This window comes from Azospirillum endophyticum, from assembly GCF_016595245.1.
GTDB lineage: Bacteria > Pseudomonadota > Alphaproteobacteria > Azospirillales > Azospirillaceae > Azospirillum > Azospirillum endophyticum.
Map to the genome: position 1 here is coordinate 136,417 of NZ_JAENHM010000007.1, position 17,922 is coordinate 154,338.

General features: G+C 67.7%; 18 protein-coding genes. 11 read left to right on the top strand and 7 right to left on the bottom strand.

The genetic code is table 11. From position 1 onward, the window contains the following. Positions 1 to 239: 239 nt before the first annotated feature. On the bottom strand, positions 240 to 1,319 hold the full coding sequence (locus JHL17_RS02210; protein WP_200190420.1) for an acyltransferase family protein: 1,080 nt from the start codon (positions 1,317 to 1,319) through the stop codon (positions 240 to 242). 324 nt (positions 1,320 to 1,643) lie between these two features. On the opposite strand from JHL17_RS02210, the gene rpsF reads away from it, so the two are divergent. The 9 genes from rpsF to JHL17_RS02255 all read left to right on the top strand — a co-directional run bounded on the left by rpsF (position 1,644) and on the right by JHL17_RS02255 (position 9,007). Further along, positions 1,644 to 2,084, top strand: coding sequence for a 30S ribosomal protein S6 (gene rpsF, locus JHL17_RS02215; protein ID WP_200190421.1), 441 nt, complete (start codon positions 1,644 to 1,646; stop codon positions 2,082 to 2,084). Next, entirely contained in the window at positions 2,085 to 2,354 is a 270-nt protein-coding gene (rpsR, locus tag JHL17_RS02220) for a 30S ribosomal protein S18 (RefSeq protein ID WP_012974291.1), read from the top strand. A gap of 48 nt (positions 2,355 to 2,402) precedes the next feature. Beyond that, positions 2,403 to 3,362: a DUF2232 domain-containing protein gene (locus tag JHL17_RS02225; RefSeq protein ID WP_200190422.1), complete on the top strand. Its 960-nt coding sequence runs from the start codon at positions 2,403 to 2,405 to the stop codon at positions 3,360 to 3,362. Next, the gene (rplI, locus tag JHL17_RS02230) at positions 3,362 to 3,925 is read left to right on the top strand and encodes a 50S ribosomal protein L9 (protein WP_200190423.1); all 564 of its coding nucleotides are present in this window, start codon (positions 3,362 to 3,364) and stop codon (positions 3,923 to 3,925) included. The genes JHL17_RS02225 and rplI overlap by 1 nt, the downstream gene beginning before the upstream one ends. 255 nt (positions 3,926 to 4,180) lie before the next feature. After that, a complete protein-coding gene (locus JHL17_RS02235; RefSeq protein ID WP_200190424.1) occupies positions 4,181 to 5,449 on the top strand; it encodes an SAM-dependent methyltransferase in 1,269 nt (422 codons plus the stop codon). A 325-nt stretch (positions 5,450 to 5,774) separates the two neighbouring features. Continuing rightward, positions 5,775 to 6,998 carry an NADP-dependent isocitrate dehydrogenase gene (locus JHL17_RS02240; protein ID WP_200190425.1) on the top strand — a complete coding sequence of 408 codons (1,224 nt, stop codon included), beginning with the start codon at positions 5,775 to 5,777 and terminating at the stop codon, positions 6,996 to 6,998. Positions 6,999 to 7,128: 130 nt separating this feature from the next. Then, positions 7,129 to 7,509, top strand: a complete 381-nt coding sequence (locus tag JHL17_RS02245) for an oxidoreductase (protein ID WP_200190426.1) — start codon at positions 7,129 to 7,131, stop codon at positions 7,507 to 7,509. 93 nt (positions 7,510 to 7,602) lie between these two features. Further along, positions 7,603 to 8,559 carry an SPFH domain-containing protein gene (locus JHL17_RS02250; protein WP_200190427.1) on the top strand — a complete coding sequence of 319 codons (957 nt, stop codon included), beginning with the start codon at positions 7,603 to 7,605 and terminating at the stop codon, positions 8,557 to 8,559. 4 nt (positions 8,560 to 8,563) lie between these two features. Continuing rightward, positions 8,564 to 9,007: an NfeD family protein gene (locus tag JHL17_RS02255; protein ID WP_200190428.1), complete on the top strand. Its 444-nt coding sequence runs from the start codon at positions 8,564 to 8,566 to the stop codon at positions 9,005 to 9,007. Positions 9,008 to 9,099: 92 nt separating this feature from the next. Here JHL17_RS02255 and JHL17_RS02260 read toward each other — a convergent pair whose 3' ends face one another. From JHL17_RS02260 to JHL17_RS02275, 4 genes are all read right to left on the bottom strand, one after another. Beyond that, positions 9,100 to 9,468 (bottom strand): GcrA family cell cycle regulator, encoded by a 369-nt coding sequence (locus JHL17_RS02260; RefSeq protein WP_200190429.1) that lies wholly within the window; start codon positions 9,466 to 9,468, stop codon positions 9,100 to 9,102. Between the two features lie 174 nt (positions 9,469 to 9,642). Further along, the gene (locus JHL17_RS02265) at positions 9,643 to 10,443 is read right to left on the bottom strand and encodes an anti-sigma factor family protein (protein WP_200190430.1); all 801 of its coding nucleotides are present in this window, start codon (positions 10,441 to 10,443) and stop codon (positions 9,643 to 9,645) included. After that, positions 10,443 to 10,961, bottom strand: coding sequence for an RNA polymerase sigma factor (locus tag JHL17_RS02270; protein ID WP_247893264.1), 519 nt, complete (start codon positions 10,959 to 10,961; stop codon positions 10,443 to 10,445). Before JHL17_RS02270 ends, JHL17_RS02265 begins: the two co-directional genes overlap by 1 nt. Before the next feature lie 93 nt (positions 10,962 to 11,054). After that, a complete protein-coding gene (locus JHL17_RS02275; RefSeq protein ID WP_200190432.1) occupies positions 11,055 to 12,500 on the bottom strand; it encodes an NADP-dependent isocitrate dehydrogenase in 1,446 nt (481 codons plus the stop codon). Between the two features lie 316 nt (positions 12,501 to 12,816). Between JHL17_RS02275 and JHL17_RS02280 the strand changes: the two genes are divergently transcribed. Then, positions 12,817 to 15,054 carry an SLC26A/SulP transporter family protein gene (locus tag JHL17_RS02280; protein ID WP_200190433.1) on the top strand — a complete coding sequence of 746 codons (2,238 nt, stop codon included), beginning with the start codon at positions 12,817 to 12,819 and terminating at the stop codon, positions 15,052 to 15,054. A 93-nt stretch (positions 15,055 to 15,147) separates the two neighbouring features. Here the strand turns inward: JHL17_RS02280 and JHL17_RS02285 are convergent, their stop codons facing one another. Further along, on the bottom strand, positions 15,148 to 15,912 hold the full coding sequence (locus JHL17_RS02285) for a hypothetical protein (RefSeq protein ID WP_200190434.1): 765 nt from the start codon (positions 15,910 to 15,912) through the stop codon (positions 15,148 to 15,150). Positions 15,913 to 16,363: 451 nt separating this feature from the next. Here JHL17_RS02285 and JHL17_RS02290 point away from each other — a divergent pair, with 451 nt between their 5' ends. Then, positions 16,364 to 17,176, top strand: coding sequence for a DUF2189 domain-containing protein (locus JHL17_RS02290; RefSeq protein WP_247893265.1), 813 nt, complete (start codon positions 16,364 to 16,366; stop codon positions 17,174 to 17,176). A gap of 33 nt (positions 17,177 to 17,209) precedes the next feature. On the opposite strand, the gene JHL17_RS02295 is transcribed toward JHL17_RS02290, so the two are convergent. After that, on the bottom strand, positions 17,210 to 17,917 hold the full coding sequence (locus JHL17_RS02295) for a response regulator transcription factor (RefSeq protein ID WP_200190435.1): 708 nt from the start codon (positions 17,915 to 17,917) through the stop codon (positions 17,210 to 17,212). Between the last annotated feature and the right edge of the window lie 5 nt (positions 17,918 to 17,922).

Consider the following 17,922-nt stretch of genomic DNA (forward strand, 5'->3'; position numbering starts at 1 on the left):
ATGAAAGCGCCCCGCCCCTGCGGCGGCACCATGGATTGGGCGACAGTCATACCCTCACTTTTGAGCAAGTCAAGCGACGCGCGATGACCAAAGCGACAACGATGCGATAAAACGCCACGTATTGAGGCAGAATGCCCACGAAAAACCGCCGGGCCGACCGGGTTGTTCGTGGGCATGCCGCGAGGTCGGACAAACCGGATCTTGCGCTGTTGCCCGCATTGCAAAGCAAAGACGGATGGTCAGGCCTTGCCGACCAGGGCCACCCGCGTCCAGGGTCGCAGTTGTGCCACCCCCTCGAGCATCATCGGACCGAGCAGTCCGGAAACCAGCGCCACGCAGAAGATCACGCCGTCGCCTGCATCCATCCGGTGCAGCACCACCCTTGCGCCGGCGGCAAACAGCGCATGGTGAAGGTAGATCGCGTAGGACGACGCGCCGACCGTGCGGAAGACGCCGCTGGAGGGCATGGCGTGCAACAGGGTCACGGCGCCGCCCATGCCGCACAGCAGGGCCACGCCGCTGTTCCAGCCGAAATGCGGCAGGTGCCCCCACAGGGACGCCTGGTGCAGGAGCACGCCCAGTGCAAGCGCCGCTCCGGCACCACCCAGCAGAATCCGACGGGGAACCATCGCACGGAATCGCGTCACCCCCACCCCCAGCAGGAAATGCGGCAACAGGAAGCAGGCTTCGTTCACCGAAAACGGGTTCGACTCGACGTGTATGGTCATGCAGGCGGCTACCGCCACCGCCATGACCGTGGCAAATCCGCCCGGCCGGTCCATCAGATGGGCGGCATCGAGCAGCGCCACTGTGGAGAAGATCAGGAACAGCGCCTGCAGATACCAGAAGTGAGCGTAGGGAAAGACGTAGATCCGCCACAGCGAATCGGGAACGAGGGTCCCGTTGGCACCGGGGGCATGGGTCTGCAGGAAGAAGAACAGGGCGGAGACCACCAGAAACGGAAAGCCCAACCGGCGCAGCTTCTTGACGAAGAAGGTCTTCAGCCGGTCCGCTCTGGCCGGGTTGAGGGCGTAGACCAGCCCCGAGATAAAGGTGAAGAGAGGCATCCTGATCAGCTCGAAGCTGTCGGTGGCGTAACGGTAAATCGACCCGTCTGCCACCTGCATGCCCGCTCCGGGGATGCCGACCACGTGGTAGGCGACCAGCAGGATGCAGGCCAACCCCCGTAGTTCCACGACATGGTATGGCAGTGTGTTCTTGCGCATGGCTACTCCAGGCACCGGACTGGCAATGCCGCAGCGGAGCGGCCGGACCGGTGTCCGGACCGCCAGCTCCGCCTTGAACGGCTGGCGGAACATGGCTCCTGCTCGTTTCCATTGCACTTCGGTCAAATGCGCCGGACCGTATCCCAGGCGATAGCCACCGTTGCACCGGCGTTACCCAGCACTGCCGAAAGGGCGCGGCGGGGCTCACCCGGGCGGTTTCCTATTCCATCGATAGATTTTTCCGGAGGCGCCGCAGGACAGGCCGGATTTTCGCTTGCTACCACGACCGGTCTGTGCATACTGCGCCGCTTCATAACTCCTTGCCGGCGGTCCGCCGTCGGCTAGGCCCGGGCAGCTGATCCGAATCCATGAGGGATGGGGCGCAGCGCCGGACCATGAACAGCCATGGGGAGTGCAATGGCACTTTACGAGTGCGTGCTGATCGCGCGCCAGGACATTTCGGCCGCCCAGGCCGAGCAGCTCTCTGAGCAGTTCGCCCAGATCGTCCGCGACAACGGCGGCACGATCGCCAAGAGCGAATACTGGGGTCTGAAGACCCTCACCTACAAGATCAAGAAGAACCGCAAGGGTCACTACACCCTCTTCAACATCGATGCGCCGTCCGCCGCCGTCGTCGAGATGGAGCGGAACATGGGCATCAGCGAAGACGTGCTGCGCTTCATGACCGTGCGTGTCGACGAGCTCGACGCCAACCCGTCGGCGATGATGCAGAGCCGCAACGAGCGTGGTGATCGTGGCGAGCGTGGTGATCGTGGTCCGCGTCGCTTCGACGACCGTGGTCCGCGTCCGCCGCGCCGTCAGGAAAACGTTGCCGCCGCCGAAGGGGAGACCGCGTAAATGTCCGACAAGCAGACCACGGGCGCTCCGGCCCGCACCGGCGGCGCCCGCCGCCCGTTCTTCCGTCGCCGCAAGACCTGCCCGTTCTCGGGCGCGAATGCTCCGGCGATCGACTACAAGGACGTCAAGCTGCTCTCCCGCTTCATCTCCGAGCGCGGGAAGATCGTCCCGAGCCGCATCACCGCGGTCTCGACGAAGAAGCAGCGTGAACTGGCCCGCGCCATCAAGCGCGCCCGTTTCCTGGCCCTTCTCCCCTACGTGGTGAAGTAAGCCCGGCAACGGCCGAACTGTTTGGGTGAAGGTTCTTAAGGGGTTTCCATGGCCTTGGGTCCGGCCGTACCGCTGGTGGTCGCCGTCGGCGGCGGTCTGGCAAGCGCGTTCTTCTACCTGTCGGTCACGTTCGGCGGGATGGGTGCGCTGATCCTGGGCTATCTGGCTCCCCTGCCCCTGTTCCTGACGGGATTGTGGCTGGGGACTCCTGCGGTGGCGTTGGCCGGGCTGGCCGGTGCCGCCGCGGTGATGCTGGGTACCTCCGGCAGCATGCTGGTGGCACTGTCCTATCTGGTGACCGGAGCCGCTCCGGCGATCCTGGTGGTGAGGCAGTCGCTGTTGGCCCGCGCGCGGGAGGATGGAACCCTGGAATGGTATCCGCCTGGCCGGGTCCTGATTGGCCTGACCGGGATGGGTGTGGCGGCGTTGCTCGCCGCGGTGATCCTGACGCTCGGAGAGCCCGGTGGGCTCGAAGGGCTGATGCGGCAGACCCTGGCCCGAGTCGTCGAGCCGGCGTTCCGCTCGCAGGGCCAACCGGCCCCGGATCCCGAGGCATTCTGGGTGGCGGCCGTCCTGCCGGGGCTGGTTGCGGTGTCATGGCTTGTCATGACGATCGTCAACGCAGTGCTGGCGCAGGGGGCGCTGATGCGGTTCGGCCGCAACCGGCGCCCTGCCATGCGTCTGGCCGAGCTGGAATTGCCCAACTGGCTGGCGCCGCTGTTCGCGGTGTCGGTTCTGGCGGCATCGGTCGCACCGGGAACCATCGGATTCCTGGCGGTCAATCTGGCTCTGATCCTGGCAGTCCCATTCGCCTTCGCCGGGCTTTCGGTGGTTCATGTATTCGCCAGCCGTCGTTCGGCGCGCACGCTGATCCTGGTTGGCTTCTACATGATGCTGTTTCTCTTCGGGTGGCCGATCCTGCTTTTGGTCGGCCTGGGCATGATCGAGCAATGGATCGGGCTGCGCCGCCGGTTTTCCCCCGCGGCCCCCGGTCAGGAGGACGAGTGATGGAAGTTATTCTGCTGGAGCGGGTCGAGAAGCTCGGCCAGATGGGTCAGGTCGTGAATGTGCGTCCTGGCTTCGCCCGCAACTATCTGCTGCCGCAGCGGAAGGCCATGCGCGCCACCAAGGCGAACCTGGCCGTCTTCGACAAGCAGAAGGCCCACCTTGAGGCCGTCAACCTGGAGCGCCGCAAGGACGCCCAGCAGGTTGCGACCAAGATGGACAACGTGACGGTCGTCGTGATCCGCCAGGCCGCCGAGACCGGCGTCCTGTATGGCTCCGTGACCACCCGCGACGTCTCCGACGCGCTGACCGCCGCCGGCTACAAGACCGACCGCAAGCAGGTCCAGATCGACACCCCGATCAAGACCCTGGGTCTGTTCAAGCTGCGCGTCGTCCTGCATCCGGAAGTGTCGATCACGGTCACGGTCAACGTCGCCCGTTCGGCCGAAGAAGCCGAACTGCAGGCCCAGCGTGGCGGCATGGTCACCGCCGCCGACCTGCGTGACGACGACGACGAGGAAGACACCTTCGTCGAAGAGACTGCGACCGAGGAAGAGGAGGGCTGATCGCCCTTCCGCTGCTGATCCCCCGAAACCAGTTTCGGGATTTCGGCAGTACCGTTACGCCGCTCGTCCGGAAACCGCCCGCCCCGATCCGGGGTCGGGCGGTTTTCCGCATTCAGGCCCCGGGGCGCGACGGGCCGCATGCTCCCGCGCACACATCCGCAATGCCAAATTGGGTAGCAGTCCTGACCGATTGACGGATTGTCGCACCCCTTCCCGCAGGCCATGCTTGGAAAAGCACCGCGGAAGGAGTTCGGCATGCTGCTGGTTCGTCTGCTCGCCGCCGCCAAGGGCGACGGAACCCTGAATCTCGTTACGGCCGATGGGAAGCATCATCGGATCGGGTCCGGTCCCCCACACCTGACCCTTCGTCTCCATGACCGCAAAGTCGAGCGTGATCTGCTGATCAATCCGCGCCTGCGGTTCGGCGAGGCCTATATGAACGGCCGCTTTTCGATCGAAGGCGGGACCATCTACGATTTGCTGAAGATGCTGATGAGCGGCACCGAGGTGCAGGGCGCGCTCGGCCGGGCCGTGGAATCGCTGTCGCCGCTGCTGCGCCGTGTCCAGCAATACAACCCGATGCAGCGGTCGAGGCAGAATGTCGAGCATCATTACAATTTGTCTCGACAGTTCTATCAGCTCTTTCTTGACCGCGACATGCAGTATTCCTGCGCATACTTCCCGGAGCCGGGGGTATCGCTGGACGAAGCGCAGGAAGCCAAGAAGCGTCACATCGCGGCGAAGCTGCTGATCGTGCCGGGCATGCGGGTGCTCGACATCGGCTGCGGTTGGGGCGGCATGGCGTTGTATCTCGCCCGGCACACCGGAGCGCGGGTGACCGGCATCACCCTGTCATCGGAACAGCTGGCGGTCGCCCGCCAGCGGGCGGAGGAAGCCGGGCTGGCTGACCGCGTCACCTTCGAATTGCGCGACTACCGCGAATTTGCCACCGCCCACCGCGGTGCCTTCGACCGCGTCGTCTCGGTGGGGATGTTCGAGCATGTCGGCGTGCCCCATTACCGCGACTATTTCGATGCGGTGCGCGACATGCTGAACGACGAAGGCGTGGCGCTGATCCATTCGATCGGCCGGCTCGACGGCCCCGCCAGCACCAACCCCTGGATTCGCAAATACATCTTCCCCGGCGGCTATTCCCCTGCCCTGTCCGAGGTGCTGCCGGTCATCGAACGCTCCGGCCTGCTGGCCACCGACCTGGAAGTGCTGCGCCTGCATTACGCCGAGACGCTGCGCCACTGGCGAGACCGTTTCCTCGACCGCTGGGACGAGGCCAAGGCGTTGTACGACGAGCGGTTCTGCCGAATGTGGGAGTTCTACCTGGCTGGCGCCGAACTGGCTTTCCGCCTGCAGGGCCACATGGTGTTCCAGGTCCAGGTCGCGCGGTCGCTGGGCGCAGTCCCGCTGACCCGTGACTACATGCTGAATGCGGAGCGGAACCTTGCTGCCGCATCGACCGCCCAACCGGCGGAACTGCGGGCCTCGCGCACGCCGGAGTCGGCGGCCTGACCGTCCCGGGCGCCGGATTTGCCGCTCGTGCAGGACATTCCCCTGCGCAAGGCGGTCATTCCGGCCAACCGGTAATACCAATTGATCATCATGGCCGCGCGCAGGGCCGCCTTGCAAGCGGAATCATGCGACATCGGCGCCCGAACCACCGCCGCGCCTTCCTTTTCGTCACGGGGCGATGCTATATAACCGCGACCGATTTCCGCCCGGGGTACCGGGGAGCCACCCATGCGGCATGCTCCCCGGCAACAAGCGCCCGCTGGACGACGCGCCCGGCTCCCAAGGAATGACAACGCCCTTACCCGTTCGGGGAGATCTCGCACCCATGACCAAGATCAAGGTAGCCAATCCGGTCGTCGAACTCGACGGCGACGAGATGACGCGCATCATCTGGCAGTTCATCAAAGACAAGCTGATCCTGCCCTACCTCGACATCGACCTGAAGTACTACGACCTCGGCATCGAGAACCGCGACAAGACCGATGACAAGGTCACCGTCGAGTCCGCGAACGCCATCAAGCAGTATGGCGTCGGCGTGAAGTGCGCGACCATCACCCCGGATGAAGCGCGGGTGAAGGAATTCAACCTCAAGAAGATGTGGAAGTCGCCGAACGGCACGATCCGCAACATCCTGGGCGGCACCGTCTTCCGCGAGCCGATCGTCTGCTCCAACGTTCCGCGCTACGTGCCGGGCTGGACCAAGCCGATCATCATCGGCCGCCACGCCTTCGGCGACCAGTACAAGGCCACCGACTTCGTCGTGCCGGGTCCGGGCAAGCTGACCATCAAGTGGGAAGCGGCCGAGGGCGGCGAGAAGATCGAGCATGAAGTCTACGACTTCCCCGGCGCCGGCGTGGCGATGGGCATGTACAACCTCGACGAATCGATCGAGGGCTTTGCCCATTCCAGCTTGATGTACGGCCTGGAGCGCGGCTACTCGGTCTATCTGTCGACGAAGAACACGATCCTGAAGGCCTATGACGGTCGCTTCAAGGACATCTTCCAGAAGATCTTCGACGAGACGTACGCCGAGCAGTTCAAGGCCAAGGGTCTGGTCTACGAGCATCGCCTGATCGACGACATGGTCGCTTCGGCCCTGAAGTGGGAAGGTGGTTTCGTCTGGGCCTGCAAGAACTACGACGGCGACGTGGAGTCGGATGTCGTGGCGCAGGGCTTCGGCTCGCTCGGCCTGATGACCTCGGTCCTGGTCACGCCGGACGGCAAGACCGTCGAGGCCGAGGCCGCCCACGGCACGGTGACCCGCCACTATCGCGAGCACCAGAAGGGCAAGGAAACCTCGACCAACCCGATCGCCTCGATCTACGCCTGGACCCAGGGTCTGGCCTATCGCGGCAAGTTCGACGACACCCCGGACGTCGTCAAGTTCGCCCAGACGCTGGAGCGTGTCTGCGTCGAGACCGTCGAATCCGGCTACATGACCAAGGATCTCGCCATCCTGATCGGCCCGCAGCAGCCGTGGATGACCACCAAGCAGTTCCTGGACAAGCTGTCGGACAATCTGGAAAAGAAGATGGCCGCCTGGTCGTAAGGCCAGCGCATTCTTCATGGGGTGCGACGCCGCGTCCGGGTCAAAGCGGACGTTGGCTCGGCTAGGGTTCGAGCGGGGAGTTTCGGCTCCCCGCTTTTTTCTTGCCCGATTCGAGAAAGGACCCGAACCGATGTCCAACGATCTGTTCCGCGTCGCCGTGATCGGCGCCGGCGAGACCGGAACGCCTCTGCTGCGCAAGCTGCTGGCCGCGCCCTTCGTCGAGCTGCTCGGTGTGGCGGACCTCGATCCCGAAGCGCCGGGCATGCGCTTGGCGAGTGATCGCGGTGTGAAGACCACCACCAGCTTCCGGGATCTGGCGGATTTGGGCGAGCGGCTGGACGTGCTGATCGACGTCACCGGCGTGCCGGCGGTGCGCGATTCCCTGCGCAAGGCGATGCAGGACACCGGCAATCATCACACGGTGATCGTCCACGAGACGATCGTGCAGTTGATGCTGTCGCTGCTGGATGGTCAACTGGTGCGGTTGAAGCACGACACGCAGGAGTATTGAGACGGAGGCGGGTTGCAGCCTCGGCGAATTGCCTCATGATGGGCGGAGGGCGCCCGTCGCGGCACCCGCCCACCATGTCAGGAACTGCCATCGATGGAACTCGGCATTCTGGTCATCGCGGCGTTCGTGCTGGTCGTCATCCTGGCGATCACCAGCGTCCGCATCGTCCCCCAGGGCTTCAACTTCATCGTCGAGCGGCTGGGCCGCTATCAGGAAACGCTGCATCCCGGCTTCAACGTGATCTTCCCGGTCATCAGCTCCGTCCGCGCCAAGGTCGACATGCGCGAGACGGTGGTGGACGTGCCGTCGCAGAGCGTCATCACCAAGGACAATGCCGCGGTGACCGCCGACGGCGTGCTGTATTTCCAGGTGCTCGATCCGATGAAGGCAACCTACGAGGTCAACGACCTGCAGCGGGCGATCCAGACGCTGGCGATGACCACCACCCGCACGGTGATGGGCTCGATGGATTTGGACGAGCTGCTGAGCCAGCGCGAGGCGATCAACGCCAGCCTGCTGCGCGCGGTCGACGAGGCCACCGCGTCCTGGGGCGTGCGGGTCACCCGCATCGAGTTGCGCGACATCACCCCGCCGGAAGACATCGTGCAAGCGATGGGCCGACAGCTGAAGGCGGAACGCCTTCGCCGCGCCCAGATCCTGGAAGCCGATGCCGAGAAGGAAAGCCAGATCCGCATCGCCCAAGGCAAGCTCGAGGCCGCCAAGCTGGAGGCCGAGGCCCGCGAACGTCTGGCGGAGGCCGAGGCCAAGGCGACCCGGCTGGTCTCGGAGGCGGTGGCACAGGGATCGAACCAGGCTTTGGGCTATTTCCTCGGCCAGAAATACATGGAGGCGCTGAAGGCCTTTGCCGCCTCTCCCAACCAGAAGACCATGATCCTGCCGGTGGAACTGGCCGGTGTCGCCGGGGCCCTGGCCGGATTGGGCGATCTGGTCCGCGACGCCACTCCGCCGCGGACGCCGCCCTCTCCTGCGGCCGCTCCGCGCAATCCCTGGTCGGTTCCCCCGACCGCGACGTCGTCCGGCGCGGAGTGAGCGGATGTCGCCTCTGCTATGGGGAGCCTTGGGCGCCGTGCTGATTGCGGCGGAACTGGTGATCCCCGGGATTTTCCTGATCTGGTTCGGCGGGGCGGCGCTGCTGACCGGCTTGGTCACGGCCCTGTGGCATGATTGGGGGCTGGTCAACGAGGCCGGCTTCTTCACCATCGCCGCCGGTGCGGCGGTGGCGGCCGCCATCGTTCATGCGCGCCGCCGCAACGCCTCGGCGGCAGGCGATGCCGCGCGGATCAACGACCGCGCCGGCCAGCTGGTCGGACGGGCGGTGACGCTGAGCGATCCCATCGTCAACGGGCGGGGGCGGGTCTTCGTCGGCGACACGTTGTGGTCGGTCGAAGGGCCCGACCGGCCGGCCGGGACGGCGATGCTGGTCGCCGGGCATCGGGGAATGGTCCTGGTGCTGCGCGATGCGGTGGAGGGGCGGTAAGGTCTTCCCCACGCCGCCACCGTCGCGATGCCCCAACAAAAAAGCCCGCCTCTCCCCCGAGAGCGGGCTTTTTTGAATAGCGTAGCGAGCGATCAGGCGGCGCCGACGTTGCGCTCTTCGTCACGCTTCTTGCTGCCCGATGCCGGCTGATAGGCCAGCGCGGCGTGCTCGGCGCAATAGGGCATGCCGTTCAGGGCCGTCTTGCCGCAGAAATGGAAATCCTGGTGCTTGGGGTCGCCGACCGGCCATTTGCACATCCGCTCGGTCAGAGCCAGGATGGTGGCGCCGCGCGTCGGCTTCTTCTTGATGGGCGACGGCCGGCCTGACAAGCCCAGGCGGTGGGCCTTGCCGATGACCGCGTTGCGGGTGATGTCCCCCAGAATGTCGGCGATCTCGCTCGCGCTCAAACCCTGGGACCAGAGGTCCTTGAGCTGTTGAATCCGTTCGTCCGTCCAACTCATCCCCGAGTACTCCCGATCCGGTGTCCGGTTATGCTGTGGCAAACAGGTCACGGTCTAGTGCCGTTTTCCATAAGCCGCAACATTTTGTGCCAGCCGGTGAGAAAGCTACCAGATGACGGAGGTCGACGATAGGGGGGCGCGGCAACATTCCTGTTGATAAGTTCGTGGGTAAACTCACGAGTTCAGCGCGCCGTAGACCTCCTCGGCGATGCCGGACAGGGTGTCCCGATCGGCCTCACCCGCGACGGCGAGCGCCAACCCATTGTCCTGCCAGTACAAAGCGCGCACGCCGCCATCCTGGGCGAAACGGAACGCCGAACCTGAGGTGTTGGGAGAGGGGCGGATATACAACGTGATGCGACGCCCGGCCGCATCCTCGTACATGTACATTGCCACAGGTCCAACGGAATCGGCCAGAAGGCGCCCGCCGATCAACTCGTAACCCCCTCTTGTGACTTTTGGGCAACGCATGTTCTTGCCCAGCCGCTTCGACAGCCAGTTCACCAGATGCGCTTCCTCGTCGACGCCGATCTCGACCGGATGGCGGACTTCGACGGAGAAGACGCGGTGGGCGGCGACGGCGTCGGCGATGAAGGCGGCGGTCGGCGGCTCGGTCCGCCCGCCCATGCGGTCGCGCAGCAGCCAGCCGCTGGTCCCGCCAGCGACGAACACCAGGAGGGAAGCGGCCACCGCCATGCCCCACCACGTCCCCCTGCCCCCGCGCGGCGCGGCGATCGCCGACGGCTCGCGCACGGTGAAGGGAGGGGTCAGGCGGTCGGGCAGCGGCTGGTCGATCAATGGTCCGAAGCTCTGGCCGAGCAGCGAGCGCTGGACGCGGTAGCGGTCGAAGCGCTGTGCGACATCGGGATTGTCGGCAAGGTGGCGTTCCACGTCGGACAGGCGCTCCTCCGGCAACTCGCCGTCCAGCCAGGCATGCAGCTCGGCCTCGGTCACGGGATTGCGGGTGCCGCTCATCACTTGATCCTCCTGACGACCTGCTGGGTTCCACCCTCCAGCAGGACCCTCAACCTTTCGCGCGCCCGGGCCAGCCGCGACATCACCGTCCCGATCGGCAGTTCCAGAACCTCCGCCACCTCGCGGTAGGACAGCCCCTCCATCCCCGTCAGCAGCAGGATGGTGCGGTGCTCGTCGGTCAGCTGGGCGAAGGCACGGACGAAATCGCGCACGGCCCCGCGGTCGGCCGGCGGCACGCTGAGCGCAAGGTCGTCGGCCAGATCCTCCACCGGCACCTCCGCCCCGCGCCGGCGCCGGCCGCGCTGGCTGGAGATGTGCAGGTTGTGCAGGATCGTCATCAGCCAGCCGCCGAGCTTCGACGGGTCGCGCAGCGCATGGCGGTTGGCCAGCGCCTTCTCCACGCAGTCCTGCACCAGATCGTCGGCGTCCGGCCGGTTGCCCACCAGGGCGGTGGCATAGCGCCGAAGCCGCGGCACATGCGCGGCGATGGCGCGGTCGTCGATGTCGGGCGGGGTCATCGCCAGTCCTGGAAGGGGGGGTGGTCCGGAAAACGCGTCGTCACCGGTCATGACGCCCTGCCCCGCCGCTTTATTCCCAGTGCCGGCATGCGATCACTGCCCCGGCGACGAGAAGCCGGCCTTGCCGTCGAAATTGCTGAGATTCTCGGTCTGGGTGAAATCGATCCCGGCATCCGCCAGCCGGCCCAGCAGGTCGACGATGGCGGCGTGCTGCACCGGGCCGTGCTGCGCCAGGAAGCGGCAGCGCCAATGGTCGGTGCAGAAGACGTCGGCATTGCCGTCCGGCCAGACCCGCTGCGAGCGGTTGGAGATGCTGGTCAGCTTCAGCGCGTCGGTCGACAGCGGCAGCACCAGCTCCGCCAGATCGTCGGGCAGCCCGCCGGACCATTGCAGGAAGACGTCGACCCCGACCAGTTCCTTCAGGGCGCGCACGCGCGGGGCCAGCCGGTTGAGGCCGTCATAGGTCGGCCGCGCCGTCGAATAACCCACCGGCGGCATGGTGACCGGGGTCTGGCCCAGCCGTTCCACCACCGCCTCGGCGAAGGCGGCGGTGCCGGCCCGCACCCGGCCCAGGCCGCGGGCGTAGATGTCGGCGGTGTGGATGCCGTCCTCGATGGTCTTCAGCCACGCATTGTGGATCCGTGCGGCGATGTCGCCCTGGCCGATATGGACCAGCATCATCACCGCCGCCATCAGCAGGCCGGACGGGTTGGCGATGCCCTGCCCGGCGATCATCGGGGCCGAGCCGTGAATCGCCTCGAACATGGCGCAGGTCTCGCCGATGTTGGCGGAGCCGGCCAGCCCGACCGAGCCGGTCAGTTGGGCGGCGATGTCGGACACGATGTCGCCGTAGAGGTTCAGGGTGACGATGACGTCGAAGCGCTCCGGCTGGTCGGCCAGCCGGGCGGCGCCGATGTCGACGATCATGTGGTCGGCCTTGATCTCCGGATAGTCGGCGGCGATCTCGTAGAAGATCTTCAGGAACAGCCCGTCCGTCATCTTCATGACGTTGTCCTTGACGAAGGCCGTCACCTTTTGCCGGTGGTTGGAGCGGGCGAAGTCGAAGGCGTAGCGGACGATGCGCTCCGATCCCGGCCGCGAGATCAGCTTCACCGACTGGATCACGTCGTCGGTCTGCCGGTGCTCGATGCCGGCGTAGAGGTCTTCCTCGTTCTCGCGGATGATGACCACGTCCATCCGCGGATGCCGGGTCCGCACATAGGGATGGTAGGACACGCAGGGCCGCACGTTGGCGAACAGCCCCAGCGTGGTGCGGGCGACCACGTTCAGCGACTTGTTGCCGTATCCCTGGGGCATGGTGATCGGCCCCTTCAGGAAGACCCGCGTGCGGCGGATCGACCCCCAGCCGGCGGCGTCCAGCCCGCCGGGATGGCCCCGCTTGTAGACGGCCTCGCCGGCCGGAACCTCTTCCACCTTCAGCCGCGCGCCGGCCGCGTTCATCACATATAGCACCGCGTCCGTGATCTCTGAGCCGATGCCGTCGCCGCGGGCGACCGTGACGGGGGTGATATCGCGCATGCACTCACTCCAAGGGGACGCGCGACCGTAGACGCAAACAGGGGCCTTTTTCAATGGTTGGAGGCATGGCCGAAGGTATGGCCGAAGGTAGGGGCGCACGCCGTTGCCCGGACGGACGGCGGGCCTGCCGGGGCGAGGGATCGCACGGTCGCGGCCGGCGCAATGTCGGGTGGCGCAATACAAATCATCACCGCTTATTGCTTGCTTGGAGCGCCGAAGTTCCGCTCACTGCGGCACCCATGCCGAGGACCCGCCGCAGCCCCGCGCGGGCCCTCCCCCGCCGTCCCGCCAGAGCCTTCGGACCCCACGCGACATCATGAGCGACGCCCCCACTCGCAAGCCTCCCGCCGGCCGCGGCCGGACCCTGGTCGCGTCGGCGATGATCGGACTGATCGCCGGCATCGACAATCTGGGCAACGGGCTGGCGGTCGCGGCGCTGCTGTTCACCGGACCGCTGGCGTCCGGCCTGGGCGCCGGGGTGGGCGTGGTGCTGCTGAGCGCCGCCATCCTGGCGCTGGTGGTCGCCCTGCGCAGCACCCAGCCGAACTCCGTGGCCCTGGTGCAGGAAACCGGGGTCGCCATCCTGGCCGCCACCGTCGCCGCCATGGCGGCGGATCTGGACGGGGCACCGGAAGCGGCGAAGGTGGCGACGGCCTTCGCCATCCTGGGCGGCAGCACGCTGGTGACCGGGCTGCTGTTCTGGCTGGTGGGACGGCTGCGGCTGGGCAGGCTGGTCCGGTTCTTTCCCTATCCGGTGGTGGCGGGTTTCCTGGCCGGGTCGGGCTGGCTGCTGGTGGAGGGCGCGCTGGCGATGGTCAGCGGGCGGCACGGGCTGGGCGCCGGGCTGTCCCGGGTGACGGAGCCGGCGATGGCGGTCACCGCGGCGGCGGCGATCGGGCTGGCGGTGCTGCTGATGCTGGCGATGCGGCGCAGCGGCAGCCCCTTCGTCATGCCGCTGGTCCTGCTGGCGGCGGCGCTGGCCTTCCATGCCGCCCTGCCCCTGCTGGGGTTGAGCATGGAGCAGGCACGCGGCTGGGGCTGGCTGCCCGGCGGCGCCGGGAGCGCCCGGTTCAGCCTGCCGATTCCCAGCGAGATCGTGGCGCTGGCCGACTGGAACCGGGTGGCAGCGGCGCTGCCGGCGATGGTTTCGGTCGCGGTGCTGGGCATGCTGGGCCTTCTGCTGAATGTCAGCGGGATCGAGCTGGCCCAGGGGCGCGACATCGACGCCGATGCCGAGCTGCGCTCCACCGGCGCCGCCAACCTGCTGGCCGGGGCGCTGGGCGGACCGTCCGGCTATGTCGGGCTCGGCATGACCCTGCTGGCCGGGCGGCTCGGCGCCGCCGGGCGCGGGGCCGGGCTGGCGACGGCGGCGGTGATCCTGGGCGGACTGTCCGTCGCGGGATGGCTGGTGTCGGTGACGCCGGTGTTCCTGACCGCCGGGCTGGTCCTGTTCCTCGGCGTCGAACTGTTGCAGGAGTGGCTGGTCGAGGCGCGCCGCCGGCTGCCGCGGACGGAGTGGCTGATCGTGCTGGCCGTGGTGCTGGCGATCGCCGGGATCGGCTTCATGGAAGGGCTGGCGCTGGGTCTGGCGGTGTCGCTGGCGATGTTCGTCTACAGCTATTCCCGGCTGCCGGTGATCCGCGGCCGCCACAGCGGGTCCGAGCTGCGGAGCCGCGTCGACCGCAGCCCGGCGGCGAGCCGGCACCTGACCGGCGCCGGGGCGGCGATCGAGGCGATGCAGCTTCAGGGCTTTCTGTTCTTCGGCACCGCCGAGCAGATCGTCGCCCCGGTCCGCCGCCGGCTGGAACAGGCCGGCGCCCGGCCGCTGCGCTTCCTGGTCATCGATTTCAGCCACATCAAGGGCATGGATTCGGCGGCGGCCGGGGTGTTCCGCCGCATCCGCAACCTGATGGAGGGAGCCGGCGCCACCCTGGTGCTGAGCGCCCTGCCCGCCGCCGTCGAGGAGGCCTTCCGCAGCGGCGGCCTCGATCCCGACCGCGATCCGGTGCTGCGCCGGGCGCCGGACCTCGATCATGCGCTGGAATCCTGCGAGGAGGCGCTGCTGGCCGAGACGGCCCAGGGTGGCGGAGCCGCGGCGGCGGACACACCGCTGCTGCGCCAGCTGGAAGGCCATCTGGAGCTGCTGAGCGGTCCGCATCCCCGGCTGGCCGACGCGGTGGCGGCACTGGATACCCTGCATCTGGAGCCCGGCGAGCTGCTGATCCGGGCCGGCGAGGCGGCCAGCGACGTCTTCATCATCGGGCGCGGCCGGGTGAAGGTGCAGATCACCCTGCCCGACGGCCGGCCTTTGCGGCTGCGCACCATGACCGCCGGGGCGGTGGTGGGCGAGATCGCCCTGCTGCTGGGCCAGACCCGCGGTGCCGACGTGGTGGTGGAGACCCCCGCCACCATCCACCGCCTGACTGCGGCGACCTTGGCCCGGCTGGAGCGCGAGGATCCGGAGCTGGCGCTGGTGCTGCACCGCATCCTGGCGACGACGCTGGCCCAGAAGGTGACGTTGGCGAACCGGCTGATCGAGCAGGCGGCGGGGTGAGGCGGCTTTCTCAGGTCCGGCGGCGAATGGAACGTTTGAAACCGCCTGAACCGTTTTCCCGGCACCGTTGCAGTGTTCACTCCGCCGCGCCGGTCAGCGGCGGCGGGTGAACGCCCCCTGCCCGCCGCGCCGTTCCAGCGCCGAGCCGAGATTCGGGAAGGCCTCGTCGGGGTTGAGGGTCCAGGGATAGACGCCTTTCGGCCCGTCCGCCTCCGGCCGGGCGAGGATGGCGGCGACGGCCTTGGGGTCGGGCGGCATGCGCTCGCGCAACGCACCGGGGACGGAGTCGTCGTCGAAGGCGAAGGCGGACTCCGCGGCCGGGATGGCGTCCCCACCGGTCCGGGGAGCCGGGGGCGGAGCGGCGGGCGGGCTCTGCTGAACGGAGGCGGCGAAGGCGGTGGAAGGAGCGGCGGCGGAAGGAGCGGCGGAGGCGTCCTTGCCGTCGAGATCCTTGAGCAGGCCGAGCCGTTCGGCCAGCCAGCGCACGATGGAGGGATCGCCGGCCGAGACCAGCCGTTCGATCTGCTCCGTCACCTGGGCGCGGAGCGAGCCGAGCCGGAGATCCGATTCCCGGTTCAGCGCCTGCCGCTCCCACCAGACGCGGACACGGAAGGCCTGCGCGCCGTAATAGGCGCGCCACAGCGTGGTGCGGCTGCAGCCCATGGCACGGGCGACCTGCTGGAAGGAAGCGCCGCGCGCCAGCATGCCGGCAGCCATGATCCACTGCTCCTCGTGGAAGCGCGAACCGGGCACGAGCGAGCCCTCCGGCGGAACCGGCGGCTCCTCGGCCCAGCAGGGGAAAGCGGCGGCATTGATGGCGGCGGCATGGTCGGCGGGGTTAAGGCAATCGGCAGGCATGAGGCCCTCCATGGCTAATCTGGTTCTTATTCCTATAATGGCCAGGAGATTCAGGCAATAATAGGTTTTAAATCCATGGCACTCTCGGGTATAGACCCAGGCGAGCGCCGGAGCCATTTCGGCCTTGGTGACCGTCGGGAAGGCCGCCCGCCCCGTTGGCGGCGCGACCGTTCCTGAATGTTGAGACGAGACCTTAGTGCGAACGGCCGTGCTGCCCCGCTCCGCGACATTTCCCGCAACTCAAAATGTTCGCATACCCATCATTCGCCGCACGCACCGGAGCCGCCGGGTGTATCCTTCCCCTCACCGTGACCCGATCCTCCGTTCCCGCCCGGCCGGCACAGGCACCGCCGCCGCGCCCGTCCGCCGGATCGGGCCGCCCCCGAAACACCGCGGACCGCCCAGACGCACCTCCTGCCGGGCCGGTCCGGGACGTGGGAGGAGTTCCGCCATGGCGAACCGCTGGTACATGCCCGAGCATCGGATACCGCTGGCCGACCTGCTGGTGGTGCCGAAGGACATCCGCATCCGCCCCATCGACGTCCGCAGCCTGGGCGAGGCGCTGGCGCTGGGATGGCGCGACTTCCTGGCGGCGCCGACGCAGCTGCTGTTCCTCGGCGTCATCTATCCGCTGGTCGGGCTGGTCGCGGCGCGCGCCGCCTATGGCGGCGACCTGCTGCCGCTGTTCTACCCGCTGGTGGCCGGCCTCGCCTTCGTCGGGCCGCTCGCCGCCGTCGGCATCTATGAGCTGAGCCGGCGGCGGGAACGCGGGCAGCCGGTCTCCTGGGTCGATGCGCTGGGCGTCTTCCGGTCGCGGGCGATCTGGTCGATCGCGGCTCTGGGGCTGCTGATGCTGACGCTCTATGTGCTGTGGCTGGGAGCGGCGCAGATCGTCTACGAACACACGCTGGGCCGGCTGGAGCCCGAGAGCGTCGGCGTCTTCGTCCATCTGCTGTTCACCACCCCGGAGGGCTGGCAGATGATCGTGCTGGGCAACGCGGTCGGCCTGCTCTTCGCCCTGGCGACCCTGGCGCTGAGCGTGGTGTCCTTCCCGATGATGCTGGATCGCGAGGTGGACTGGATCATCGCGATGCAGACCTCCGTCCGCACGGTGATGGCGAATCCCGTCCCGATGATGCTGTGGGGCGCGATCGTGGTGGCGATGCTGGCGATCGGCTGCCTTCCGGCCTTCGCCGGGCTGGCGGTCGTGATGCCGGTTCTGGGGCACGCGACATGGCACCTGTACCGCCGGGCGGTGGGGTGATCGCCATCGTCATGGCAGCCGCCCTGCCCGGTGTCAGGATGCCACCGGCGCGGCGAAGGCGTAGCCGCGGGAACGGAGGGTCCGCAGCGGCAGGACTTCGCCGGCCTCGCTTTCCACCTTGCGGCGGAGCCGGTGCAGCAGCAGGTCGATGCCGCGGTCGTCGACCGCGAGGTGGGCGGCCAGCACCCGCCGCTCGATCACCGCTTCCGGAGCGTCGAAGAAGGGGGTCAGCAGTTTCACCTCGACCTCGCTCAACGAAATCGCCGTGCCGCCCGGCGTCAGCAGGCGCCAACGGGCGGCTTCCAGGCGCCAGGGGCGCGCCTCGGTCGAAGGCTGGCCGCCGCGCCGCCGCATGACCGCGGCGATCGCCGCCTCCAGTTCGCGCATGTCCAGCGGCTTGACCAGATAGATGTCGGCCCCGGCGTTCAGGCCGAGGATGCGGTCCTCGACCCGGCCGCGCGCGGTCATGACCACCACGGCGATCCCGGGATCGCCGGGCCGTTCATTCGCGGCCAGCCGCCGGGCGATCGAGACGCCGTCCTCCTCCGGCAGGCCGAGGTCGAGGAGGATCACGTCGGGACGGCGCTCGGCGATGGCCTCGTCCATCGCCCGCCCGCAATCGGCGGCCCGCACGGTGAAACCGCGCGCCCTGAGATAGGCGACGACCTCCTCCGCCAGATCCGCGTGATCCTCGACAACCAGCACGTCCAGCATGGCCGGCGGTCCCTCCCTCTTGCTCATCCCGA

What these genes read in the sequence shown, in the direction of transcription:
- JHL17_RS02210 (WP_200190420.1), bottom strand. Translation starts at nt 1,319, where the DNA reads ATGTTCCGCCAGCCGTTCAAGGCGGAGCTGGCGGTCCGGACACCGGTC.
- JHL17_RS02265 (WP_200190430.1), bottom strand. Translation starts at nt 10,443, where the DNA reads ATGAGCGGCACCCGCAATCCCGTGACCGAGGCCGAGCTGCATGCCTGG.
- JHL17_RS02225 (WP_200190422.1), top strand. Translation starts at nt 2,403, where the DNA reads ATGGCCTTGGGTCCGGCCGTACCGCTGGTGGTCGCCGTCGGCGGCGGT.
- JHL17_RS02235 (WP_200190424.1), top strand. Translation starts at nt 4,181, where the DNA reads ATGCTGCTGGTTCGTCTGCTCGCCGCCGCCAAGGGCGACGGAACCCTG.
- JHL17_RS02245 (WP_200190426.1), top strand. Translation starts at nt 7,129, where the DNA reads ATGTCCAACGATCTGTTCCGCGTCGCCGTGATCGGCGCCGGCGAGACC.
- rplI (WP_200190423.1), top strand. Translation starts at nt 3,362, where the DNA reads ATGGAAGTTATTCTGCTGGAGCGGGTCGAGAAGCTCGGCCAGATGGGT.
- JHL17_RS02285 (WP_200190434.1), bottom strand. Translation starts at nt 15,912, where the DNA reads ATGCCTGCCGATTGCCTTAACCCCGCCGACCATGCCGCCGCCATCAAT.
- JHL17_RS02280 (WP_200190433.1), top strand. Translation starts at nt 12,817, where the DNA reads ATGAGCGACGCCCCCACTCGCAAGCCTCCCGCCGGCCGCGGCCGGACC.
- JHL17_RS02240 (WP_200190425.1), top strand. Translation starts at nt 5,775, where the DNA reads ATGACCAAGATCAAGGTAGCCAATCCGGTCGTCGAACTCGACGGCGAC.
- JHL17_RS02290 (WP_247893265.1), top strand. Translation starts at nt 16,364, where the DNA reads ATGGCGAACCGCTGGTACATGCCCGAGCATCGGATACCGCTGGCCGAC.
- JHL17_RS02260 (WP_200190429.1), bottom strand. Translation starts at nt 9,468, where the DNA reads ATGAGTTGGACGGACGAACGGATTCAACAGCTCAAGGACCTCTGGTCC.
- JHL17_RS02270 (WP_247893264.1), bottom strand. Translation starts at nt 10,961, where the DNA reads ATGACCCCGCCCGACATCGACGACCGCGCCATCGCCGCGCATGTGCCG.
- rpsF (WP_200190421.1), top strand. Translation starts at nt 1,644, where the DNA reads ATGGCACTTTACGAGTGCGTGCTGATCGCGCGCCAGGACATTTCGGCC.
- rpsR (WP_012974291.1), top strand. Translation starts at nt 2,085, where the DNA reads ATGTCCGACAAGCAGACCACGGGCGCTCCGGCCCGCACCGGCGGCGCC.
- JHL17_RS02255 (WP_200190428.1), top strand. Translation starts at nt 8,564, where the DNA reads ATGTCGCCTCTGCTATGGGGAGCCTTGGGCGCCGTGCTGATTGCGGCG.
- JHL17_RS02275 (WP_200190432.1), bottom strand. Translation starts at nt 12,500, where the DNA reads ATGCGCGATATCACCCCCGTCACGGTCGCCCGCGGCGACGGCATCGGC.
- JHL17_RS02250 (WP_200190427.1), top strand. Translation starts at nt 7,603, where the DNA reads ATGGAACTCGGCATTCTGGTCATCGCGGCGTTCGTGCTGGTCGTCATC.
- JHL17_RS02295 (WP_200190435.1), bottom strand. Translation starts at nt 17,917, where the DNA reads ATGAGCAAGAGGGAGGGACCGCCGGCCATGCTGGACGTGCTGGTTGTC.